The following is a 23812-nucleotide window of genomic DNA, read 5'->3' on the forward strand; positions in this document are numbered from 1 at the left end:
CCTATGGATGCGCGATGCGCGAACGTGGATGCGTGCATCCCACAGCGCCGTCCGTCACCGACATCCTCCACGCCGCCCGGCTGGTCTCCGCCCACCTGCCGGAGACCCCGATGTGGTCCTACCCCGTGCTCAACGAGCGACTGGGCGCGGAGGTCCACGTCAAGCACGAGAACGTCCAGCCCACCGGCGCCTTCAAGGTGCGCGGGGGGATCAACCTCCTCGCCCGCCTGCCCGAGGCCCGGCGGGCGGACGGCGTGCTCGCGTACTCCACCGGCAACCACGCCCAGTCGATCGCGTACGCGGCGCGCATCTTCGGCGTGCCGTGCACGATCGTGATGCCCGAGAACCCGAACACGGCCAAGGTCGCGGCGATCCAGGCCCTCGGCGCCGCCGTCGAGGTCAAGGGCGCCACGATGGTCGAGGCCGGCGAGTACGCGACCGCGCTCGCCGCCGAGCGCGGGCTCCACCTGGTCGGCGTCGCCGACGAGCCCGACCTGATCGCCGGGGTGGGCACGTTGTATGTGGAGATGCTCACCCGCCGGCCGGACCTGGACGTGGTGATCGTGCCCGTCGGGTCGGGCACGGGCGCCTCCGCCGCGCTCCTGGTGGCCCGGGCCATCGCGCCGCGCTGCCGGGTGATCGCGGTGCAGTCCGCGCAGGCCCCCGCCGCCCACGACTCCTGGCGCGCGGGCGCGCCGGTCCGGCGGCCGGTGGAGACCGTCGCCGACGGCCTGGCCACGGGCTCGGCCTTCGCACTCCCCCAAGGCGTCATGCGCGGGCTGGACGATTTCGTGCTCGTCTCCGACGAGGACCTCCGGGCCGCCCAGTGGCTGCTGCTCACCGAGGCCCACACCCTCGCCGAACTCGCCGGAGCCGCGCCCCTGGCGGCCCTGATCACCCGGGCCGGCGACCTCGCGGGCCTCAAGGTCGGCCTGGTCTGCACGGGCGGCAACGCCGGCCCGGCCGAGCTCCACCGCCTCCTGTCCTAGACGTCCCCGGCCGGGCCTGGGAGTGGCCGCCCAGGGCGGAAGCCGACAGTGCCGGCACATCGGGGCGGAAATTGCATAGACGCCGGTGACGGCGGGTTCCTACGATTCCGGGCATGCCACCCACATCCACGCTCGCGATCTTCAGCATCGCCGCGCTCGCGCTGTTGCTCGTCCCCGGGCCCGCCGTCGTCTACATCGTGACCCGCAGCGTGGCCCAGGGGCGCTCGGCGGGGCTGGTGTCGGTGGCGGGGGTGCACACGGGCTCGGCCGTGCACGTCCTGGCCGCCGCGCTCGGCGTCAGCGCGGTGCTCGCGACCTCGGCCACGGCGTTCATGGTGGTGAAGTACCTCGGCGCCGCCTACCTCGTCTGGCTCGGCCTGCGCAAGCTCTTCGCCCGCCCCGACGGCGAGGCGGACGCGCAGGCCCCCTCGGCGTCCCGCTCACGGCTGTTCGCGGAGGGGTTCGTGGTCAACGTGCTGAACCCGAAGACCGCGATCTTCTTCCTGGCGTTCCTGCCCCAGTTCGTGGACCCCGCGCGCGGGCCGGTCGCGCCCCAGATCGCCCTGCTGGGCCTGATCTGGATCGCCCTCGGCATGGCCAGCGACGGCGGGTACGCGTTCCTCTCCTCGGCCCTGGCAGGCCGCCTGCGCCGCTCCCGTACCGCCGCCCGCCGCCTGGACATCGCCGGCGGCCTGGTCTACCTCGGCCTGGGCGCCGTGGCGGCCTTCGCCGGCGACGGCCCCCGCAAGGTCTAGCGCCGGCCCGGCCCCGGGCTCAGCCGAAGGCGCTCGCGGTCGTGCCGGCCCAGCGGTAGTCGGGCTTGCCGGAGGGGAGGCGCACCATGCGGTCGACGAAGGCGTACGTGCGCGGGACCTTGTAGCCGGACAGGCGCCCCCGGCAGTACGCGTCAAGCTCGCGCGCGGTCGGAGCCTCCCCCTCCCTCGGCTCGACCACGGCGGCGACGCGGCTGCCCCAGCGCTCGTCGGGGACCTCCGTCACCACGGCGTCGAACACGGCGGGGTGCCCCTTGAGCACGGCCTCGACCTCCTCGGGGAAGACCTTCTCGCCGCCGCTGTTGATGCACTGGGAGCCGCGCCCCAGCACCAGGATGGCGCCGTCCTCCTCCACCTGGGCGAGGTCGCCGGTGAGCAGCCACCGCGTGCCCCCGGCGTCGGTGACGAAGGCGCGCGCGGTCTTCTCCGGGTCGTTGTGGTAGCCGAAGGCGATGCTCCCGGTCTTGGCGATGGTCCCCGTCTCACCGGAGCCCGGCCTGACCGGCCGGAGGTTGTCGTCGAGGACGGCGAGCGTGGACGCCGCGTTGGGCCGGTACCGGAGCCCCGACTCGGGCGAGGACCCCGCGACCGCGGTGGCCGTGTAGCCGGACTCGGTCGAGCCGAAGCCGTCCAGGACGAACACGTGCGGCAGCAGCTCACCGAGCCGGGCCCGCACCGCGCCGGTCAGGATGGCCCCGGTCGAGGTGATCACCCGCAGCGACGACAGGTCGTAGTCCCCGCGGGCGATCTCGTCGGCGAGGGGCCGCGCCATCGCGTCGCCGGTGACGTTGACGCTGACCACCTTCTCGCGCCCGATCGTCCGCAGCACGTCGGCGGCGTCGAACCTGCGCGTGTAGACGGCGGTGCCGCCCAGCCACCAGGTGATGAAGGTGCCCATCTGCGCGGCCCCGTGCGTGAGCGGAGCGGCGGGCATCATCACGAACCCTCCGGAGCGCGTGGCCGTCTCGACGACCTGGCGCGGCTCGGTGTGCGGCAGTCCGTACGGGTTGCCGCCCCCGAACGCCATGAACAGGTCCCGGGTACGCCACATGACGCCCTTCGGCATGCCCGTGGTGCCGCCGGTGTAGATGATGTAGACGTCGTCGCCCGACCTCCGGGGGAAGCCCTCGCGCCCGTCCGGCCGCCCGGCGAGCGCCCGCTCGTACGGGACGGCGCCGGGGGCGCGCGCGGGGCCGCCGACGGCGACGAGCGTGGACAGCGCGGGGCAGCGTGGCGCGGTCGCGGCGACGCGGTCGTCGAACTCCGCGTCGTACAGCAGCGCGACGATGCCCGAGTCGGTGTAGAGGTGGAGCAGCTCGCTCTCGACGTACCGGTAGTTCACGTTGACCGGCACCGCCCTGATCTTCAGCGTGGCGAGCAGCGCGGCGACGTACTCGACGCCGTTGTAGAGCTGGACGCCCACGTGCCGGCCGGGCCCGACGCCGCGCTCCCGCAGGTAGTGCGCGAGCCGGTTGGCGTGCCGGTCCAGCTCGGCGTACGTCAGGCGGTGCTCGCCGCACACCAGGGCCGGCCGGTCCCCGATCGCGTCGGCCAGCGCCTCGAACAGGTCGGCGTGGTTGAACTCCATCGGCGGCTCCTCGTCTGCGCCCGGTCCATGGCTCGCCGCTCCCGGAGATCCCCAGGTGCGGCCCGCGCCGGCGACCGGCGAGGCGTCGTACGGCGAGGGTTCAGATGCTATGGCGGCGGCCCTCCCAGTAGGGGGCCCGGAGCTTGCGCTTGAGCAGCTTGCCGTTCGGCTCGCGCGGCATCTCCTCGATGAAGTCGACCGAGCGCGGCCACTTCATCGTCGCGAGCCGGCCCTCCAGGGATCGCAGGAGCTCCCGGGCCAGCTCCGGGCCGGGTTCCGCGCCGGGGACGGGCTCGACCACGGCCTTGATCTGCTCGCCCCACTCGTCGTCCGGGATCCCGAAGACGGCGACGTCGGCGACCTTGGGGTGGACCATCAGCTCGTTCTCGATCTCGGCGGGGTAGATGTTCGCCCCACCCGAGATGATCACGTCGGCCTTGCGGTCGCAGAGGAACAGGAACCCCTCGTCGTCCAGGTAGCCGACGTCACCGACCGTGAAGAACTCCGAGCCGCCCTCGCCGCCGCCGTCCGAGCCGCCGCCGGTGTCGCGGAGCAGCCGGTTCTCGCGGGTCTTGGCCGGGTCGCCCTTGTACTCGAAGCCGAGGCCGCCCATCCTCATGTAGATCGTCCCCGGGGTTCCCGCGGGGACGGGCCGGTGGTCGTCGTCCACGACGAGCAACTCGCTGACCGGCCACGGCCTGCCGACGGTGCCCGGATGCTTCTTCCAGTCCTCCGGTGTGGCGATCGTGCCTCCGCCCTCGGTGGCGGCGTAGTACTCGTAGACGCAGTCGCCCCACCAGTCGAGCATCGCCCACTTCACCGGGACGGGGCACGGCGCCGCGGCGTGGATCATCCACCGCAGGGAGGACAGGTCGTAGGCGTGCCGGACCTCCTCGGGCAGGGCCAGCAGCCGCTTGAAGTGGGTGGGGACCATGTGGGAGTTGGTCACGCGGTGCCTCTCGCACAGGCGCAGCATCTGCTCGGCATCCCACTTGTCCATGAAGACGAGGGTGTGCCCCATGTGCAGGGCCGTGCCGCCGAAGAGCGTGACCGCCGTGTGGTACATCGGCGAGGTGACCAGGTGGACGTTCGGCCTGCCCGGGGTGACGCCGAACATCAGGGGCAGGAACGCCAGTTGCTCGGCCGCCTCGTCGGGGTCGCGCCCGTTCAGCGGGCGCCTGACCCCCTTGGGACGGCCCGTCGTGCCGGAGGTGTAGTGCATGGTCGCCCCCGCGGTGCGGCCGGGCGGCGGGGTGCCGGGACGTCCGGCGGTCAGCTCGGCGACGGGGCGGAACCCGGGGACGTCGCCGAACGAGAAGCGCCGGGCCGGGCCGAGGGCCTGGGCGCCGCGCGCGCCCTCGGCGGCGTACCGCTCGTGGAGGAAGAACGCGCGGGCCTCGCTGTCGGCGAGGATGTAGGCGATCTCGGGCCCGGTCAGGTGCCAGTTGACGGGGGTGTAGTACCAGCCCGCCTGGAGCGCGGCGAGGTACACCACGAGGCCGTCCACCCCGTTCGGCGTCAGGGCGCAGACGCCGTCGCCCGCCTTCAGGCCGGACTCGCGCAGCCCGTGGACGAGGGCGTCCGCCCGCGCGAGCACGTCGCCCGCGGTGTGCTCGGAGCCGTCCGGGTCCACGGCCGCGATCCATGCCGGATCGCCCTGCGCGAGCCTCCAGAAGCCGAGCGACGCCATCGGGACTCCCTCCGCCTTCGGTCCGATGTCCGCAACGTCCCCAGAAATCGGAGATGTGAAGCCCCGCGCGCGAGACCGCGTCTCAGGGCCGTCCCTGGATCATCGCGTGCGTGCCGCTGGTCCGCCATGGACGCCCGGTGGCATCCAGCGCGGCCAGGACCTCCGGGTCGATGCCGACCAGCGCGTCCGACTTGAGCGTGCGCAGCGCGACCAGCGGGCCGGGGAAGTAGGCGGTGACCGCCGCGAAGGGCGTGGACGGCGGCCACAGCCGGTCGCCGACCAGCCTGCGGTAGTTGAGGTCGCCCTTGGTGATGGTCAGGCTCGCGGCGTCGAACTCGGCGCGCAGGTCGACCGGCATGTCCCAGTACGGCAGCGGGGCGCAGGAGAAGTCGTGCGCCCGCGGCCTGAGCCGTCCCGACCTCGTGGCCCGCCACAGGCGGCCCCCGGCCCTGCCCGCCTCCCCCGGCGCGGCGGCGAGCCGCCGGAGCGCCTCGGCCAGGTCGGCGGGCGTGGCGTCCGACACGAAGTAGGGATAGGGCTTGACGTGCAGGACGACCTCGGCGGCGAGCCCCTCCTCCAGGAGGAGGTCCACGAGGAGCAGGTCGGGCAGCAGCTCGCGCCCGGCGTTGTCCGCCACGACGACGACCGTGCCGGGCTCGCGTCCGCGCAGCGTGGACCACAGCAGCGCCGAATCGTCGGCGACCAGGTCGGCGACCCGCTCGCCCTGCCCGGACCGGGTGACGGCGAACGTGAGGTCGGCGCGGTTGCCCCACAGCGAGCCGAGCAGCAACGCCCTCTCGCGCTCGGCGGCGGGCAGCGCGGCGACCTCGTCCAGCGCGGCCAGCTCGGCGTCCACGGCCTCGCCGTCGAGCTCGGCCCGCTTGACCGGCCCGAAGGGATCGACGCCCCGCCACGGGCCCTCCTCGAAGTAGCCGGTGGCGTGGAGGATCTTGCGATAGAAGTAGCTCTCGGCCCACAGGAACGGCACGTCCACCCACCGCCGGCCGAACATCTCGCGGCCGCCTTCGTCCCACAGGGCGTGGTCGTGCGCCGAGCGGTCCAGCGGCGCGATCACGTCCCGCGCGACCTCGTCCTCCAGCAGGTCGAGCGCGCGGTGCCGGTCCGGGGTGTAGGGCAGGGCGTCCCTCACCTGGCGCAGCAGGGCCGGGTGGCGTTCGCGGAAGACGCCGAGGGCGTACGAGCCCGGCACGTTGCCCAGGATCGGCGGCGCGTCCGTCGTCTCCGGCATGGAACTCCCCTGATCTTCCTGGCGCACCGTGCCAGTAAATCGCACGGCGCGCGGGGTACGAAGGACGGGACGCCACGCGGCGAGGAGATCAGGCGCCGGTGACGCGACACGGGTCCACACAGAGGCGAATCCAGGGGCGACCCCGACATTCCCGAGACCCGTTCTAGACAGAACGTTCGGTCAAGATACCGGTCGATGACACCGGGCCGACCTGCGGCCGAAGATCAGCAGAACATGTTCCACCGGTACGGGGGTATACCACTGAAGCGGGTGTGGAGAATGGCTTCGGCATAGCCCGACAAATAACTGTAAAATTTCATGACAAGCCGGTATTGCGGGCATAGATCGGTAGTCGTACGTTTCCGGTATGGATCTGGAGCTCCGACACCTCAAGATCGTGCGCGCGGTCGCTGAGGCCGGGAGCGTCACCAAGGCGGCCACCCAGCTAGGACTGGCCCAGCCGTCGCTGACCGCGCAGCTGAAACGCATCGAACGCACACTCGGTGGCGCTCTTTTCGAGCGTGACCGTAACGGCGCGCGCCCCACCCCCCTCGGTCAACTGGTCCTCACCCGGGCACGCGTGCTGCTGCCCGCCGTACGAGAACTGCAGGAAGAGGCGGTGCGGTTCGCCAACAGTTACGAAGGAATCCCCGGTTTCCGGATCGGCGCCACCCACGGCCCGATCCTGGGCGGCCTGGTCGACCGCCTCACCGCCGCCCACCCGCAGACCCCCGTCAGCACGAGCACGTCGTGGTCCTCACGCGAGCTCACCTCGCTCGTCAGCGCGGGACGGCTCGACTTCGCGCTCATCGGCACCTGTGGCGACACCCCGCCGCCCTCGGCCGAGTCCATGATCTGGAGCGTGGTCGGCACCGACCCGGTGTTCGCCCTGCTCAGCCAGAGCCATCCCCTCGCCGGGGAGAAGGAGCTGGAACTGGCCAGCCTCGCCGACCAGGGCTGGGCGGTCGCCCCCGGCGACGGCTGCTTCGCCGACTGCTTCGCCGGAGCGTGCGCCCGAGCCGGGTTCGTCCCGAAGACGATGTACGAGACGGACGTGGCGACCTGCCTGCACCTGGTGAAGGTGGGCAAGGCCGTGGCGCTGTGCCAGGCGACGTTCGAGCTCACGGCCGACCTCGTGATGATGCCCATCGTCGGGGCGCCGCTGCGCTGGAGGCACCTGCTCGGCTGGCATTCCGACTCGCTGGCCGCCCGCGCGGCGCGCGCGATATCCCACCACGCCCGCGAGGCCCACGACGACGCCGTCCGGCGCAGCGTCCCCTACGCGGAGTGGCTGGCCCGTAACCCACACTTCGGAACGGTTCCATAGCCCGGCGATAGGACCGAAAAGGTAGTGCCCCCCCGAACGTGACCGCGGGCTACGGTGACGGCGCATCCCCCCTTAACACCTAGGAGTTCCCATGCTCCGCAGCCGCGCGGTCATCGCCGCATGCGCGCTCACGGCCGGTGTTCTGACCCTCATGGCCACTCCGGCCATGGCAGAACCCGAGTTTTCGGGCCAGTCCACGACCGCCTCCGTCAAGCCCCTGCCCGGTATGATCCAGGCGCTCCAGCGCGACCTGGGCCTCAGCGCCGAGCAGGCCGAGTCCCGCCTTCTGAACGAGGCCCGCCTGGCGGGCGTCGAGACCAAGATTCGCAAGTCGCTTGGCGGCGGTTACGCCGGCTCGTGGCTCAGCGGCCCGACCTCGTCCACGCTCACCATCGCCACCACCGACGCCGCCTCGACGTCCTCGGTGACCGGCGCGGGCGTCCAGGCCAAGGTCGTCCGTCACAGCCTCGCGTCCCTGAACGCCGCCAAGGACGCCCTCGACAAGGCCAGCGCGACGGCCGCTCCGAAGGCGTCGCCCGTGTGGTACGTCGACGTGCGCACCAACAGCGTCGTCGTCCAGACCTCCCAGCCCGCCGACGCCGAGGCCTTCATCGCGGCCAGCGGCGCCGACCGCGGCGCCGTCCGCGTCGAGCTGTCCGGCGAGACCCCGCAGACGTACTACGACCTGCGCGGCGGGGACGCGTACTACATCGGCGGCGCCCGCTGCTCGATCGGCTTCCCCATCACCCGGGGCACCACGCAGGGCTTCGTCAGCGCCGGGCACTGCGGGTCGACGGGCAACTCCACCAGCGGCTACAACCAGGTAGCGCAGGGCACCTTCCAGGGCTCGTCCTTCCCGACCAACGACTACTCGTGGATCGCGACGAACAGCAACTGGACGGCGCAGCCCTGGGTCAACCAGAGCGGCACCAACCTGCAGGTCACCGGGTCGACGGTGGCGGTCGAGGGCGCCTCGATCTGCCGCTCCGGCTCGACCACGGGATGGCACTGCGGCACCGTGCAGCAGCGCAACACCAGCGTGACCTACTCGCAGGGCACCGTCTACGAGGTGACCCGCACCAACGTCTGCGCCGAGCCGGGTGACTCCGGCGGCTCGTTCATCAGCGGCAGCCAGGCGCAGGGCGTGACCTCCGGCGGCTCGGGCAACTGCTCCTCCGGCGGCACGACGTACTTCCAGCCCGTCAACGAGATCCTCTCGGTCTACGGCCTGACGCTCAAGACCTCTGGTGGCACGCCTCCGCCCACCGGGTGCACCGGCTACCAGCAGACCGTCACCGGCAGCCTGAGCAGCGGCGCCAGCGCCTACCAGCCGGGCGGCAGCTACTACAACTCGACCGTCTCCGGCACGCACCGCGCCTGCCTCGACGGCCCGAACGGCACGGACTTCGACCTCTACCTGGAGAAGTGGAACGGCTCCGCCTGGGCGACCGTCGCCAGCGCCACCACGGCCAACCCGGACGAGACCCTCACCTACAGCGGCACGTCCGGTTACTACCGTTACCGCGTCCACGCCTACAGCGGCTCCGGCTCATACAGCCTGGGCTACACCAAGCCGTAACCCCCCACCCCGGCTTCCATACCGGGGGACGATCGAACCCGCCTCACAGAGGCACACGCGGCGCCGCCGTCCAGTCCTGGACGGCGGCGCCGCCGCGTTCGCGGGTCTCAGCCCAGCGGGTGGATCCTGAAGACGACGTTGCGCTGCGTCACCGTGACGCGCGCCGAACCGGTCATCCCGGCATAGCGGCCGGTGCCGCCGAGGATGGCGGCGGTGCTCGTCCACGGCGGGGCGCCGAGCCTGTCGTCCATGCCGAGCAGCGTGAGCTGGCCGGCCTTGGTGCGCAGCACACGGGTGCACTGCGCGATGACACCCTGCCGGGTCACCATGGCCGCCGTGCAGCGGGCGCTGCCGTCGCCGACCCTGTTCTTCTTCACGTCGTAGAGCGCGAGATAGGTGACCCAGGAGTCACCGGGCTTCGCGTGCGGGGGGCGCGTGTTCACCAGGAACCGCGCATAGTAAGTGAATTCGGGCGCCTTGACCGCCGACCTCGCGGCGGGCTTTCCGACGGGCTTGAGTGCGGTGGCGGAAATGGCCGGGATGGTGGGGGCGGGAACTGTCGCGGCGGATGCCGATATGGGCGGAAGAACGGCGAGCGAGGCTCCGGAGAGGGCCGTGACCAGCGCGGCCATGGCTCTCCGGCTACGAGGAGCGAATCCTGACATTTCTACTCCAACTCGGGAGATGAGGGAATGCGGAGGGATGCCACTTTCGCTAGGAAGCGGCGAAAGTCGAGTGAACAGTGTGCCCGCCGATTCACTCGAATCGCAACGGCCATAATCGCGACATATTCGCATTCAATCCACAACTCCGGCCGAAAATCATCGCCTTTCCTGGAGCCCCGCCCGCCGTGCCGCCGATCGCCGCCCCAGCGTTTCCTCCTGATTACCAAATGCGCACGATGCCCGACACTTCGTAATGAGGCAGGTCCATAACGCGGCGATATGGGCGAAACGATAGCTCCGCGTGACCCCCGCTCGCGGTTACGGTGACGGCACCCCCCGAACACGAGGAGAGCCCATGCTTCGCAGACGCACGGTCACCGCCGGATGCGCTCTTGCAATCAGTGCCCTCACCATCCTGGCGACCCCCGCCATGGCCGACCGCGCCCCCCTCGCGGCCGGAGCACCGTCCTCGCAGGCCGCGCCCGCCATGGTCGACGCGATGAGCCGCGACCTGGGCATCACCAAGGAGCAGGCCGAGTCCCGCCTGCTCAACGAGGCCCGCCTCACCGGCACCGAGACCAAGATCCGCGAGAGCCTCGGCGGCACCTTCGCCGGCTCCTGGCTCAGCGGCCCGACCTCCGGCACCCTTACCGTCGCCACCACCGACGCCGCCGCGGCCTCCCGCGTGACCGGCACCGGCATCCAGGCGACGGTCGTCGGCCGCAGCCTGGCGTCGCTGAACTCGGTCAAGGACGCCCTGGACAAGGCCTCGGCGAGCGCGCCGAAGTCGGCCCCCGTGTGGTTCGTCGACGTGAAGACCAACAGCGTCGTCGTGCAGGCCTCCCAGCCCGCCGAGGCCGAGGCGTGGATCGCCTCCACCGGCGTGGACAAGGCGGCCGTGCGGGTCGAGCAGTCGAACGAGGCCCCGCAGACGTTCTACGACCTGATCGGTGGTCAGGCGTACTACATCAACAACTCGGCGCGCTGCTCGATCGGGTTCTCGGTGCGCCGCGGCACCACGAACGGCTTCGTCAGCGCCGGGCACTGCGGCCGGGCGGGCAACTCGACCACCGGCTACAACCGGGTCGCCCAGGGCACCTTCCAGGGCTCGTCCTTCCCCGGCAACGACTACTCGTGGGTCGCGACGAACAGCAGCTGGACCCCGCGCGGCACGGTCAACAACGGCTCCGTGGCCGTCCGCGGCTCCACGGTGGCCGTCGAGGGCTCCTCGATCTGCCGCTCCGGCTCCACCACCGGCTGGCACTGCGGCACCGTCCAGCAGCGCAACACCAGCGTCACCTACTCGCAGGGCACCGTCTCCCAGGTCACCCGCACCAACGTCTGCGCCGAGCCCGGCGACTCCGGCGGTTCGTTCATCTCGGGCAACCAGGCCCAGGGTGTCACCTCCGGCGGCTCGGGCAACTGCTCCTCCGGCGGCACGACCTTCTTCCAGCCGGTCAACGAGATCCTGTCGGTCTACGGCCTGACCCTCGTGCTCGGCTGACCCGGCCGGCAACCTCACCGTAGAACACGGCGCCGCCGTCCCACCTGGGACGGCGGCGCTTTTCGGACGTCCGCGCCCGCGTCCGCCGTGCCCTGCGGCCCGTCAACGCGGAAGGCGTCGCCACAGCGGGCGGGGAAGGGCGCGCATGAGGGTGAAGAACAGGCGCAGCCTGGCGGGGACCCACACCGTCTCGGCGCCGTCGCGCAGGCCCTGGACGATCGCGTCCGCGACCTGGTCCGGCGTGCTCGACATGGGCGCGGGGGACATTCCGGCCGTCATGCGTCCCTTGACGAAACCCGGTCGTACCACCATCACCCGGACGCCGGACCCGTGCAGGGAGTCGCCGAGGCCCTGCGCGAAGCCGTCCAGGCCCGCCTTGGCCGCGCCGTACACGAAGTTGGCCCGCCGGACGCGCACGCCCGCCACCGACGACAGGACCACCAGCGTGCCGTGGCCCTGTTCGCGCAGGCGCCGGGCCGCGAACAGCCCGGCGGAGACGTGTCCGGCGAAGTTGACGGCCACGGACTCCGCCGCCGCGACCGGGTCACGCTCGTAGGCGGCCTGGTTCCCGAGCACGCCGAAGGCGGGGATCACGACGTCCAGGTCGCCCACGAGGCCGACGGCGGCGTCGATCACCTTGCCGTGCGTCTCGGGCCGGGCCGCGTCAAAGTCGATCCGGTGCACCTCGGCCCCGAGCGCCGCGAGCCGCGCGGCCGCCCCATCGCCGTCTCCATGTCCCGGCGCGGCCTCCCCGTGGCCGTCCCGCCGGCCCCGCGACGGGCCGTCGTCCAGGGCGCTCACCTGACCGGACGTGCCGGGGCGTGCGGCGAGGACGACCTGGCGGGCGCCGTCGCGCACCAGCCGCTCCACCACCGCGAGCCCGATCTCGCTGCGCCCGCCGAGCAGCAGCACCGAGTCCACCGAACCGAGGGCGTTCTTCACAACCCCAGCCTCCTCGCCAGGTCGGAGCGGAACACGCCGCCGGGGTCCGCCATCTGCCGTATCTTCGTCCATTCGGCAAGCCGCGGGTACATCACGGGCAGCAGCTCGGCGCGCATCCGCGCGTCCTTGGCCAGGTAGAGGCGCCCGCCCGCCTCGGCCACCCAGGCGTCGAACTCCCGCAGGAGCCCGGCGAGCCCGGCGTGACCCGCCGGGATGTCCAGCGAGAGCGTCCACCCCGGCATCGGGAAGGACAGCATGCCGGGCGTGCCCGGGCCGAACCGCTTGAGAACGGTGAGGAACGACACCACGCCCTCGGCGGACAACCGGGACACGACCCGCCGCAGGGTCCCTTCCTCGCCGAAGGGGACGACGAACTGGTACTGGACGAACCCCCGCGATCCGTACACCCGATTCCAGCCCTGCACGAAGTCCAGCGGGTGGAAGAACGGGGCGATTTCCTGAATTATCCGCCGATCGCGGGCCTTGGCGTACCACGCCTCGTTGAAGGCGCGCACGGTGACCCGGTTGAGCAGCCCGTTCGGCGCCCACGGCGGCGCGGTCAGCCGCGAGGACGGCGCGAAGGCAAGCGGGTCGCCCCCGCCCGGGAGCTCGTCGCGGCGCGCGTGGTCGCCCCGGGTGAGCACGCTGCGTCCCATGCGCGGGCCCCGGGCGAGCAGGTCGATCCAGGCCACGGCGTAGCGGTATCCGTCGTCGGTGGCCGCCATGACCTCCAGCGTGTGGTCCAGGTCGCGCGTGCGCTCGACGTCCACCCGCACGCGCGAGGTCTCGATCGGCACGCAGCCGAAGCTCGCCTCGACGATCACGCCGGTGAGGCCCATGCCGCCAACGGTGGCCCAGAACAGCTCGTCCGCCGGCGTCAGCACGCGGATCGTCCCGTCGGCCGTGAGCAGCCGCAGCGCGCGCAGGTGGGCCCCGAGGGAGGAGTCGACGTGGTGGTTCTTGCCGTGCACGTCGGCGGCCACGGCCCCGCCCACGGTGACGTGCCGCGTGCCGGGGCTGACGGGGACGAACCAGCCCTTGGGCACCAGGGCGGTCATCAGCTCGTGCAGGCTCCTCCCGGCCGAGGCGGTCACCACGCCGGTCTCGGGGTCGAACGACCAGCGCGGCTCCAGGCGGGTGAGGTCGACGACGACCCCGCCCGCGTTCTGGGCGGCGTCGCCGTACGCCCGGCCGAGGCCCCGGGGGACGAGACCGCGCGGGGGCGCCTCGGCGACCAGCGCGGCGAGCTGCTCGGCCGTGCGCGGCGCGACGAGCGTGGCGGGCGTGGGGGCGGTGCGCCCCCACCCGGTCAGAAAGGTCATCTCACCCGGATTCGGACGGCGAGCAGGACGATGCTCACACCCTAGAGGGTGACGAGATGACCCCGCCGTGCCGGTAGCCGAAACATTCGGTAACGCGAGATATCCGGCAGCCTGGCCCGCATCGGCCGACCGCCCGGCCCGGGTTCACCCACCCGGGCCGGCGGTCCGGCTCGCCGTTCCGCGCCCTGCCTACCTGCCGGGCTCGGGGTCGCGGGGAAGGCCCAGCATGCGCTCGCCGATGATGTTGAGCTGCACCTCCGTCGTGCCGCCGTAGATCGTCATGGCGCGCGTGGCGAGGACGGCCCGGTTCCAGTAGCCCGCGTCGCCCAGCTTCATGTCGGCGGCGATCACGGCGGAGGTGCCGAGCAGGCTCACCGCGCACTCCGAGACGTGCTGCGCGTGCGAGGTGGACAGCAGCTTGCGCACCGACGCGTCCGCGCCGGGCTCCGAGCCCGCGAGCTGCTTGAGCGTGACCCGCAGGCTCAGCGCGTTGATCGAGTGCCCCTCGCACACCACCCCGGCCAGTTCGAGCCGCTCGGCCTCGGTCAGCTCACGGCCGAGGCGGGAGGCCAGGCCGAGCAGGTCGGAGACCGACGAGCCGGTGCCGCCGGACCCCGACGACAGGGAGACGCGCTCGTTGGACAGCGTGTTGCGCGCGACCCGCCACCCCTCGTCGACCTCGCCCACGACCAGGTCGTCCGGGACGAACACGTCGTCGAAGAACACCTCGTTGAACAGGTTCTCGCCGGTCATCTCGGTGAGGGGGCGCACGGTGACGCCGGGGGCCTTCATGTCCACCAGGAAGTAGGTGATGCCGTCGTGCTTGGGCTTGGAGGGGTCCGTGCGGGCGATGCAGATGCCCCATTCGGCGACGTGCGCGACGGACGTCCAGATCTTCTGGCCGTTGAGCCGCCAGCCGCCCTCGACCTTCTCGGCCTTCATCTGCAGCGACGCCAGGTCGGACCCCGCGCCCGGCTCGCTGAAGAGCTGACACCAGATCAGCTCGCCGGAGAGCGTGGACGGCAGGAAGCGTTCCTGCTGCTCGCGAGTGCCGTACGCCGCGATGGACGGCACCACCCACGCGCCGATGATCATCTGTGGCAGGCGTACCCGCGCGGCCTTCAGCTCCTGGTGGATGAGCACCTGCTCCAGCGGCGAGGCGTCACGCCCCCACGGAGCCGGCAGGTGGGGCATGACGAAGCCCTTCGCCGCCAGCGCGCGCTTCTGCTCCTTGCCCTCCAGCGCCGCGATCCCGGCGATCTCGTCACGGATCGCGGCGCGCCTCGCCTCGGACTCCTCCGGCAGGTCGATGCGCATCTCGCGGGTGACGCCCGACAGGGCGTGCGACGCCACCGAGCGCGCCCACGCGGCCGAAGGGCCGAGCAGCGCGCGCAGGGTGAGCGCGCGGCGGTAGTAGAGGTGGGCGTCGTGCTCGAAGGTGTAGCCGATGCCGCCGAAGATCTGGATCGCGTCCTTGGCGCACCGCACGGCGGCGTCCGGGGCCATGACCCCGGCGACGGCGGCCGCGTATCCGAGCTCGTCGCCGGTGGCGCGGGTCGCGTCCCAGACGGTCGCGCGGGCCTGCTCCAGCGCGACCAGCATGCGCGCAGCCTTGTGCTTGACGCCCTGGAACTGGCCGATCGGACGGCCGAACTGCACGCGCACCTTGGCGTACTCGGCGGCGGCCCGCACACACCACGCGGCCACGCCCGTCGCCTCGGCGCCGAGCAGGATCGCCGCCGTGTTCCGCACGTCCTGGCCGGTGAGGCCGTCGAGGAGGCGCTCCCCCGGCACGGTCACGGCGTCGGCCTCGACCTCGGCCACCCCGCGCGTGAGGTCGAGGCTCCTGACGGGGGTCACGGTCACGGCGTCCCTGGACAGCGCGACCCATTCCTCGCCGCGGTCGGTGCTCACCGGCAGCACCAGCACGTCGGCGAGGGCGGCGCCGAGCACCAGGTCGGCGGTGCCACTGACCGTGAGGACGCCGTCGTCGGACCGGGTTCCGGTGAGCGAGCCGCCGAGGGCGACGGCGCCGGTCAGCGAGCCGTCGGCCAGGCCGGGCAGCAGCTCGGCGCGCGCCTTGCCGTCGGAGGAGAGGATCACCGCCGAGGCCAGGACCGTGGGCACGTACGGGCCGGGCGCGACGCGCTCGCCGAGCGCCTCGACGGCCACCGCGGTCTCCAGCAGGCCGAAGCCGCCACCGCCGAACTCCTCGGGAACGTGCAGGCCGAGCAGCCCCTGCCCGGCGAGTCCCGGCCAGAAGGCGGGCCGCTCCTCGGCCTCCGCGCCGAGGGCCGACCGCACGGCTTCGGGGCGGACGTTGCGCTCGGCCCAGCCGCTCACGGACTCGCGGAGCGCCTCGTGCTCCTCGCTCAACCCGATCGCCATAACACCCTCCGGTTCGGCCTCCAGACGTGACAGAATCATATTCTAGAAGATGCTTCCATGGCCAACCATGGACGGCCCGTTACCCGGCCGCGACCAAACTACCGGCTACGCTGCGTCACCATGCGCGGATCCGGCACTCCGCTTCCGCCGGCCCGGATCGCCGCCGCCGCAGGTGTGTCGATATCAGGACGCCGTCGGCCTTTACCGGCGCGATCACTGTGCGTACGCCCAGCCGAGCCGGCCCGTTCAGAGGGCGCGGGTCGTCCAGAAGAGCATGTTCAGGTCGTAATAGAGGGCCTTGCTCGTGTCCGGCACGCTGGCGAACAGCATCGCGGGCTTCTTCTTCCCGGTGGCGATGACCATCACGTACGCCTGGGACGTGTGCTTCTTCCCGCCCGTGACATAGCTGACCTTGTAGCCGAGCAGCCATCCGAGGTCGTACCGGGCGCGCTGCGAGACCGTCCAGGCGAACTTGGAGCCGGCGGGCTGGTACTTCAGGCTCCACTTGACCGCCTTGCCCGCCAGCTTGCGGTAGTCCTCGTACGTCGCGGGCGGCTTCGGCGCGGCGCCCGGCAGCGGGCCCGAGCCGATGATCGCCTGACGGCGCGCCGGTCCGGCCTTCTGCCCGGCCGAGAAGCCGTCCTTGGACGTCTTCACCCACGGAGGGCCGTACTGCGCGTAGCTGATTCCGGCCGTCCGGTCGACCGTGAGGGAGGCGATGCGCGTGCCGGAGGCGGGGAAGACCGTCATCGCCTTGGCCGCGGGGACGGGCGGCACGGCGATCGGCGTCGGCGCGGGCGCGCGCGTGGCATCGGACGCGGTCCCGCGCGCCTGGGCGGGGGTCACCGGCACGGGCTCGGGCTTGTCGCCGGAGAACAGGGTGAAGACGAGGACGACGACGATCGCCGTGACGATCGCCGCACCTATCCCATATACCGCTCTTATAGGGATATCTCCGAGCCGGACCAGCACGGCCCGCAGCCACCGGCGCGCCAGGCCGCCGCGCTCCGCCGTCCGCCGCGCTCGCGTGGCGTCCGCGCCGAGGTCGCCCGCCATGGACGTCGTCTCGAACGTCCACTCCGGCCTGCGCGCAGGAGTCCACTCGGGCGTCCGGCGGGGCTCGGGCGCTCCGAACAGTTCGTCCAGTCCCACGGAGCCGTCGTGGCCGACCTCCTCGGCTCCGGCCGGCGGCTCGGCGAGCCGGTCCACGACGGACGACGGCCCGGCGCCGGGGGACGCCTTCCTCCAGACCGCGACGGTCCCCGCGTCGTCGGACGCGTCGCCCGGCGCGCTCTCGTCCTGGCGTCTCTCGTCCTGGCGTCTCTCGTCCTGGCGTCTCTCGGGCCGCGGCCTGAAGTCGGCCGTCGGTTGCTCGATGCCCGAAGCCTCCTCGCCGGCCGAGCTCCGAGGGGCGACGGCCGGCGTCCGGGGCCCGGGGATCGCGCCGGCGAGGTCGGGCGCGCGGTGCTCGGGCGTCGCCGGTGCGGCGGACGGATCCCTCTTGACCTGCTCATACGTGGCGGATCTGCCGTAAGGATGGAGGAACGGTCCAGCCGGGCGCCGGACGTTCGCCGTGTCGCCCTCGTCGTTCTCCTCGGTCCCGTCGTCCCTCTCGCCGACGTCACCGGAGTCCCGCGCACCGGCCGGTGGCCTGCGGCGCTTCTGCCCCTTCACCTTGAACGACCGGCCCTTGGCCGCGCCCGTCGGCCGGCCCGGCGCGGGCCTGCCGGAAGGGGCGTCGCTCTCGTCACCGGGCGGCGGGTCGTCGTCCCTGGCCGCGGGCGCGTGCTGCTTGGCGGCCTGGACGACGGCCTCCAGCTGCTCGGGCGTCATGCGCGGCATCGGCGTGGTCGGCGCGTCGTAGGACGGAACGTAGGTAGGAGGCCGCCCCGAGCCAGGGCGGTCAGGGGTGTTCCCAACGCCGTCCGCCATGTCGGCAGACTACGTCACAAATGTTGATCCATGAGGCCCGGTATGCCGGTCGTTCAGGGCGGACAGGGCGTTCCACCAGGTAGAGGACGTGGACCGCGCACGAAGAAACTCACGGTCCGTCGCGTCGGCCGCCCTTCACCTAGACTGCACCAAGATCTACTCATTGGCCCCAAACGGTGAGTATCTTCCGCGAGGTCGGGAATCACCTCCTCCATGGCAACGACACCAGGTAACCGGCGTATCCGGCACGCCCGCCGGAACGTCATCGCCGCCGGGGTGGCCGGGGTCCTGGTCGTCAGCGGTTGCGGCTTCATCGGCTCACCGGCCGCGACGAACACCGGCGACAGGCGATCCGACACGTCGCCCACCGCGACAGGCCCGACCTCGTCCGTGGCGGAGGAGCAGGCGTACGAGCGGACCATCAGCCAGGTCCTGCCGTCCATCGTCCAGATCAACACGCGCGGGGGCCTCGGCTCGGGGGTCGTGTACGACACGCGCGGGCACATCGTGACCAACGCCCACGTCGTCGGGAAGTCCACGAGCTTCGAGGTGACGCTCGCCACGGGCGGCAAGCCGCGCAAGGCCAAGCTCGTCGCGTCCTACCCGCTCGGCGATCTGGCCGTGATCCGGGTCGCCGACGGTGCGGGGCTGGCCCCCGCCACGTTCGGCGACTCCACCAAGCTGCGGGTCGGTCAGATCGTGCTCGCCATGGGCAACCCGCTCGGCCTGTCCGGCAGCGTGACGAACGGGATCATCTCAGCGCTCGGACGGACGGTGACCGAACCCCAGGGCGAGGGATCGCCGGGCGCCACGATCACCAACGCGATCCAGACGTCCGCGTCCATCAACCCGGGCAACAGCGGCGGCGCGCTGACCAACCTCGCCGGCGAGGTCATCGGCATCCCGACGCTCGCGGCGATCAACCCGGAGCTGGGAGGCGGCGCGGCGCCGGGCATCGGGTTCGCGATTCCCAGCAGCACCGCCAAGGACATCGCCGAGCAGATCATCAAGAACGGCCGGGTGACGAACACGCGCCGCGCCGCCCTCGGCGTCCGGGTCAACACCGTCGTCGGCCCCGACGGCCAGCCGGTCGGCGTCGGCGTCGCCCAGGTGGACGTGAACAGCGGCGCCGCCAAGGCGGGCATCCGGCCGGGCGACATCATCCTCAGCGTGAACGGGAAGCCGACTCCGACCGCGGCGGCGCTCTCGGAGATCCTCGCCGGGCTCCGGCCGGGGTCGAAGGCCACCGTGGAACTGCTCCACCCGGACGGGAAGACCTCGACGGTGACGGTCACCCTCGGAGTCCTCTCGGGGAGCTGACCCACGCGAAGCGTCGAAGAGGTGCGGCTTCCCGGGACTGACGACGTCCTTCACCCGGGATGTCAGGACTTGGCGCGCCACTTCCCCAGCAGGAAGGCGACCGCCGCCACCGCGAGGATGAGCCACAGCACGGCGGCGAACTCCAGGTCGGCGCTCCCGATGACGGCGAACAGACCGCCCAGCCCGAGCCCGCTGACCACGGCCGCCGCGGAGGGCGTGACGTTGAACGTCCCCTTGCGCCGCTCCTGGGTGGCGAGCTTGGCGTCGATGCGCTCGTCGATGGTGGTCCCGATGCGCTCCACGAGCGCGTCGGCGAGCGCGTCCTCGTAGTCGGTTCCGAGCTCACGCCGTGCCGCGAGCGTGGCGGCGACATCATCGCGCGGGATTGAGGCCATGGGGCGAATTGTCGCGATTCCCGGCGTCCTCCCCTAACACCCGGGCGAACCCGCAGGCTCCGTGGCGTGTCGCGAACCGAACCGCCTCGGGAGCACCCGGCGGTCAGCGGGTGAGGAACGCGGTCACGGCGGAGAGGAATTCCTCCAGGCGGTGCTTGTGGATCTCGTGGCCGGCCTCGATGGTGACGAGTTCGGCGCCGGGGATGCGCGCGGCCAGGTCGGCGACCTCGTGCTGGGGCAGGTGGCTGGCCGCGCCGCCGGCCAGGACGAGGGTCGGCGCGGTGATCTCGCCGAGCCTCTTCAGCCACGCGGGGCCGGGATCGTTGCGCTGATCGGTGGTCTGCTCGACCATCGCCCAGTCGAAGGGGAAGGGGTCCGCCGGCCGCTCCGGGACGGACTGCCCGGCGGGGACCGGCAGCGGCACGTCCTCCAGCACCATCCGCGCGACCCGGTCCGGGTACTCCTCCGCGATCAGGTACGCGACCACCCCGCCCAGCGAGTGCCCGATCACGATCGCCCGCTCCACGCCGAGATGGTCCAGCAGTCCCACGACGTCGTCCCGCATCGACTCCAGCGAATAGTCGCCGGGCCACTCGCTCTGGCCGTGCCCCCGCAGGTCCGGGGCGTACACCCGCCAGGACGCGGCGAGCGGCTCGATGACCTCGTCCCAGGTCGTGTGATCCGCCCCCCGCCCCGGGAGGAGCACGACGGGTGGCGCGCCCGGGTCCCCCGCGACCCTGTACGCCAGCCGAATACCGTTCACCCGCGCGGCCTGAAGATCGTCCATGTCGTCAACGTAGCCGCGGATCAGGTCACGCCGAAAGAGACGTTCGCGACGAGACGAACACGAAGGATCCACCCTGCGGCATCGCGACGAAAAGGGACCCCGCGGGCCGCGACGGAACTCGGGCCGACGGTGGACCGCCCCCGGGAAGACCGCCCGTAGACGCCCTCCGAAAACGCGAGAGCCCCGTCCACGGTGTGGGCGGGGCTCCGAGTGGGTGGTGGAGGTGGCGGGAATCGAACCCGCGTCCTTCAACACCACGACAGGGCTTCTCCGGGTGCAGCCTGCTGTGATTTTCTCAGCCCCGGCGATCACGCAGGCAAGTCGCCGACGGGCTCAGTCACTGTTAGGTTTCCCTATCGGCCCCGTGACCGGGTCGATCGGTTGAGCCTCCTAGCGATGCCAGATCCCGGGCCGGAGGCAGTCCCGGGCTGACAAGGGCCAGGTCCTCGCTCAGGCGGCGAGGGCCATGTGGCCCTGAGTGCGCGTGTTATTGGCACTTATTTCTTTGCGGTCACAGTGTTAACGAGGTTATGTCCGCAGTCCTCGACCCGCTTCCCCTGGCGTGACATGCCGAAGTCGAAACCAGTCACCCCCTGGAGTGGCGCCCGATCCCTCGCGAGACCGAGCACACCGAAGATACTCTAGCCAACACCCTCCGTGCCAACTTGATTCCCGGCGCGCGGTCGAACCTGTCCCGAAGGCCGGCGGCCGGGCGTGGCCGGTGTCCTGGCCGGAAACGCCGAAACCCCCGGAGGCGTGGCACGAGGCGCACACCCCCGGGGGCCGACCGGCAGGGTCGAGCCGGTCCGGACGGCAGGGCTTCCCCCGAGATGAAGCCCTGGTCTCATCACGGCGACTGAGCCCGCAACCCCCAAGCGGTGCCCAGTCACCCAGAAAGACGCAGGACGAGGGCCCGATGGTTGCTCGCCCCCGGGAAATTCTTCTCCGGCCGCCGTGCCTCAGCCCGCGGGGGTGGTGCTGGTCGTGGAGGTGGCGCGGAAGAACTGCCCGGCTATCTGGGCCGCGGCGGTCGCGTTGGGCGTCTGGGTGAGGACGGCCACCGCGATGTCGCCCTGCCACCCGACGAACCAGGCCAGGTCCGCGGGGCGCTTCTTGACCGTGTACGTCAGGGCCGCGGCCACGCCGTAGACGTCGCCGCCGGGGGCGGCGGCCATGGCGGCGTTGCCGGCGGTGACACCCGCGCGCATCAGCCCGCGCAGGCCGTCCAGCACCGTGGGGTCGACCGGGATGGGCCTGGGCGGCGGCGCGGGGGCGACCTCCGAGGAACTGTCCGGCGCGGCGGGCGCGGTGACGAGCGTGGGGGGCCGCCAGGTGCCGGACGCCAGCGCGCCCGCGACCAGGGCCATGGTCAGCGGGCTGACCCGCACCGTCTGACCCGCGATGATCTTCGCCTTCGCGGCGTCCGTCGTGGCCCGCGGGACCGTTCCGCTGAAGGACCGCAGCGGCAGGCTCCAGCCCACGCCGACGCCGAACTGCGCGGCCGCCTGGCTCAGCTCCTCGGCGTCCACCCGGCGGGCCAGCGAGGCCAGCGCGGTGACGCATCCCTGGGCGAACCCGGCCCTGATGGACGGTGACGTCCCGGCGGGGACGGAGGTCTGCTGGAAGCGCGCGCCTCCGACGGTGCGGTCGGCGGGGCACGGCACCTTCTGCGCGGGGTCGACCCCGGCCCTGAGCAGCGCCTCGGCGGCGACGATCGAGAAGGTGGTGCCCGCGGGGTACTTGCCGGCCAGCGCGTCGAGTTCCTGGTTCATCTCGTGGGCGCCGACGGCCAGGACCTCCCCGGTGGACGCCTTGACCGCGACGAGCGTGGCGGGCGCGGTGCCGCTGACGGCGAGGTCGGCGGCCCGCTGCACGCCCTTGTCGATGGTGGTCTTCACCGAGGTCGTGTTGGACCTGCCCGGCCACTTGGCGAGCTCGGCGACCGGCTCGCTCGTCTTCAGGTCGTAGGTGATGACCTTGGTGCCGGTGGAGCCGGTGAGCTGGTCCTGGTAGGCCTTCTGCAGGCCGCCCTGCCCGACGGTGTCGCCCGCCCGCTGCGGGCCGCCGAGCTGCTGCTCGGTCTCGGGGGTGATGGCGCCGACCTTGCCGATGATGTCGGCCGGCTCGGCGGGCGCGACCGGCTGCGACTTCTTGTCGACCGTCAGGTCGGGGATCTCGTCCAGGCGGTCGCGCAGCTGGGCGTACTTGCGCCCGCCGAAGGTGACGAGCGGCACGAAGTCCTGCGGCGGGGCGGAGCGGATACGGCTGAGCAGCCGGTCCTGGGCGAAGCCGGTGAGGTGGAACAGCCGCTCGCACACCCCCACCGGGTCCTTGACCCGGGCCGGGTAGACGCCGGCGACGTAGAGCGTGGCCTCCTTCTGGAGGGGGTCGCCGTTGCGGTCCTCGATGGGCTGGCGGCCCTCGGTGGAGACCTCCACGGCGAAGCGCTGTCCCTCGCGCAGCTCCGGGTGGATGACGCTCGGCGACCAGCGGACCTTCCACCTGCCGTCCACCAGGTGCAGCGGCAGGTGGTTGTCGTACTGCCACAGCGGGTTGTTGTCGCCGAGGTCCACCTGGACGTGGAACTTGGCGTCGGCGGTGTCGCCGTTGGTCGTCAGCCCCTTCAGCGAGAAGCGGATCGACGCGGCGTCGAGCTGGAGCCCGGTGTCCTCCAGGGCCTTCCTCACGACCTTGGGGTCGCCGTCGGCGCGCTCGGCGGCCTCGTCGAAGTGACCGGACTGCCAGCCGACGAGGAACTCGCTGACGGCGTCGTGCGGCGACGGCTCGGCGAAGCAGCCGGACGCCAGTGGGGCGACCACGGCGAGGGCGAGCCCCGCCGACAACGCTCTTCTCATGCGCACGGCCAGCACGTGGTCCTCATCGGTTGCGGTGACGCAGGGCGCGTGCCATCTCGCGATCGGCCTGCTTCTCGGCGAGGTCGTGCCGCTTGTCCCACGTCTTCTTGCCTCGGGCCAGCCCGATCTCGACCTTGGCCCTGCCGTCCTTGAAGTACAGCGACAGGGGGACCAGGGTCAGGCCGGACTCCTTCGTCTTCGCGACGAGCTTGCCGATCTCCTTGCGGTGGAGCAGCAGCTTGCGCGGGCGGCGCGCGGCGTGGTTCGTCCACGTGCCCATGTGGTACTCGGGGATGTGGACGTTCATCAGCCACACCTCGTCGTCCTTCACCTGGGCGAACCCGTCCGCCAGGCTCGCGCGGCCGGCACGGAGGGATTTCACCTCCGTGCCCATGAGGACGAGCCCGGCCTCGTAGGTGTCCTCGATGTGGAAATCGTGCCGGGCACGCTTGTTCTGGGCGATGAGCTTACGCCCGGTCTCACGTGGCATACCTGCGAGCCTACCGG

At 72.0% G+C, this 23812-nt stretch carries 18 protein-coding genes and 1 other RNA gene; 6 read left to right on the forward strand and 13 right to left on the reverse strand.

The window, feature by feature from the left end:
* The first annotated feature begins 32 nt into the window (after positions 1–32).
* The gene (locus tag DQ384_RS13870; protein WP_245966459.1) at positions 33–989 is read left to right on the forward strand and encodes a threonine ammonia-lyase; all 957 of its coding nucleotides are present in this window, start codon (positions 33–35) and stop codon (positions 987–989) included.
* A gap of 113 nt (positions 990–1102) precedes the next feature.
* On the forward strand, positions 1103–1744 hold the full coding sequence (locus DQ384_RS13875; protein ID WP_114029162.1) for a LysE family translocator: 642 nt from the start codon (positions 1103–1105) through the stop codon (positions 1742–1744).
* Positions 1745–1763: 19 nt separating this feature from the next.
* Here DQ384_RS13875 and DQ384_RS13880 read toward each other — a convergent pair whose 3' ends face one another.
* The 3 genes from DQ384_RS13880 to DQ384_RS13890 all read right to left on the reverse strand — a co-directional run bounded on the left by DQ384_RS13880 (position 1764) and on the right by DQ384_RS13890 (position 6289).
* Positions 1764–3350, reverse strand: a complete 1587-nt coding sequence (locus DQ384_RS13880; RefSeq protein WP_114029163.1) for an acyl-CoA synthetase — start codon at positions 3348–3350, stop codon at positions 1764–1766.
* Positions 3351–3450: 100 nt separating this feature from the next.
* The gene (locus DQ384_RS13885; RefSeq protein ID WP_114029164.1) at positions 3451–5040 is read right to left on the reverse strand and encodes an acyl-CoA synthetase; all 1590 of its coding nucleotides are present in this window, start codon (positions 5038–5040) and stop codon (positions 3451–3453) included.
* A gap of 82 nt (positions 5041–5122) precedes the next feature.
* The gene (locus tag DQ384_RS13890) at positions 5123–6289 is read right to left on the reverse strand and encodes a damage-control phosphatase ARMT1 family protein (RefSeq protein WP_114029165.1); all 1167 of its coding nucleotides are present in this window, start codon (positions 6287–6289) and stop codon (positions 5123–5125) included.
* Between the two features lie 367 nt (positions 6290–6656).
* Between DQ384_RS13890 and DQ384_RS13895 the strand changes: the two genes are divergently transcribed.
* Positions 6657–7616, forward strand: a complete 960-nt coding sequence (locus DQ384_RS13895; RefSeq protein ID WP_114029166.1) for a LysR family transcriptional regulator — start codon at positions 6657–6659, stop codon at positions 7614–7616.
* A gap of 91 nt (positions 7617–7707) precedes the next feature.
* On the forward strand, positions 7708–9195 hold the full coding sequence (locus tag DQ384_RS13900) for a S1 family peptidase (protein ID WP_114029167.1): 1488 nt from the start codon (positions 7708–7710) through the stop codon (positions 9193–9195).
* 107 nt (positions 9196–9302) lie between these two features.
* On the opposite strand, the gene DQ384_RS13905 is transcribed toward DQ384_RS13900, so the two are convergent.
* Entirely contained in the window at positions 9303–9827 is a 525-nt protein-coding gene (locus tag DQ384_RS13905; protein WP_114029168.1) for an allene oxide cyclase barrel-like domain-containing protein, read from the reverse strand.
* Between the two features lie 388 nt (positions 9828–10215).
* Here DQ384_RS13905 and DQ384_RS13910 point away from each other — a divergent pair, with 388 nt between their 5' ends.
* The gene (locus tag DQ384_RS13910) at positions 10216–11364 is read left to right on the forward strand and encodes a S1 family peptidase (RefSeq protein WP_114029169.1); all 1149 of its coding nucleotides are present in this window, start codon (positions 10216–10218) and stop codon (positions 11362–11364) included.
* A 102-nt stretch (positions 11365–11466) separates the two neighbouring features.
* Here DQ384_RS13910 and dprE2 read toward each other — a convergent pair whose 3' ends face one another.
* The 4 genes from dprE2 to DQ384_RS13930 all read right to left on the reverse strand — a co-directional run bounded on the left by dprE2 (position 11467) and on the right by DQ384_RS13930 (position 17948).
* Positions 11467–12306, reverse strand: coding sequence for a decaprenylphospho-beta-D-erythro-pentofuranosid-2-ulose 2-reductase (dprE2, locus tag DQ384_RS13915; RefSeq protein ID WP_114029170.1), 840 nt, complete (start codon positions 12304–12306; stop codon positions 11467–11469).
* Positions 12303–13628 (reverse strand): FAD-binding oxidoreductase, encoded by a 1326-nt coding sequence (gene dprE1 / locus DQ384_RS13920; RefSeq protein ID WP_114029171.1) that lies wholly within the window; start codon positions 13626–13628, stop codon positions 12303–12305. Before dprE1 ends, dprE2 begins: the two co-directional genes overlap by 4 nt.
* Positions 13629–13817: 189 nt before the next feature.
* Complete coding sequence (locus DQ384_RS13925) at positions 13818–16016, reverse strand: acyl-CoA dehydrogenase family protein (protein WP_114029172.1); 2199 nt, start codon at positions 16014–16016, stop codon at positions 13818–13820.
* Between the two features lie 246 nt (positions 16017–16262).
* Complete coding sequence (locus DQ384_RS13930) at positions 16263–17948, reverse strand: hypothetical protein (RefSeq protein ID WP_147268769.1); 1686 nt, start codon at positions 17946–17948, stop codon at positions 16263–16265.
* 213 nt (positions 17949–18161) lie between these two features.
* Between DQ384_RS13930 and DQ384_RS13935 the strand changes: the two genes are divergently transcribed.
* Positions 18162–19268: a S1C family serine protease gene (locus DQ384_RS13935; RefSeq protein WP_114029174.1), complete on the forward strand. Its 1107-nt coding sequence runs from the start codon at positions 18162–18164 to the stop codon at positions 19266–19268.
* 62 nt (positions 19269–19330) lie between these two features.
* Here the strand turns inward: DQ384_RS13935 and DQ384_RS13940 are convergent, their stop codons facing one another.
* From DQ384_RS13940 to smpB, 5 genes are all read right to left on the reverse strand, one after another.
* Positions 19331–19663, reverse strand: a complete 333-nt coding sequence (locus DQ384_RS13940) for a hypothetical protein (RefSeq protein WP_114029175.1) — start codon at positions 19661–19663, stop codon at positions 19331–19333.
* Positions 19664–19766: 103 nt separating this feature from the next.
* Positions 19767–20450, reverse strand: a complete 684-nt coding sequence (locus DQ384_RS13945; RefSeq protein ID WP_114029176.1) for an alpha/beta fold hydrolase — start codon at positions 20448–20450, stop codon at positions 19767–19769.
* 215 nt (positions 20451–20665) lie between these two features.
* Positions 20666–21044: a transfer-messenger RNA gene (gene ssrA / locus DQ384_RS13950) on the reverse strand.
* 365 nt (positions 21045–21409) lie between these two features.
* Positions 21410–23305, reverse strand: a complete 1896-nt coding sequence (locus tag DQ384_RS13955) for a penicillin-binding transpeptidase domain-containing protein (protein WP_114029236.1) — start codon at positions 23303–23305, stop codon at positions 21410–21412.
* A gap of 22 nt (positions 23306–23327) precedes the next feature.
* Positions 23328–23795 carry an SsrA-binding protein SmpB gene (smpB, locus tag DQ384_RS13960; RefSeq protein WP_114029177.1) on the reverse strand — a complete coding sequence of 156 codons (468 nt, stop codon included), beginning with the start codon at positions 23793–23795 and terminating at the stop codon, positions 23328–23330.
* Positions 23796–23812: the final 17 nt, after the last annotated feature.

The organism is Sphaerisporangium album (assembly GCF_003323745.1).
In the GTDB taxonomy this organism is placed as follows: Bacteria; Actinomycetota; Actinomycetes; order Streptosporangiales; family Streptosporangiaceae; genus Sphaerisporangium; species Sphaerisporangium album.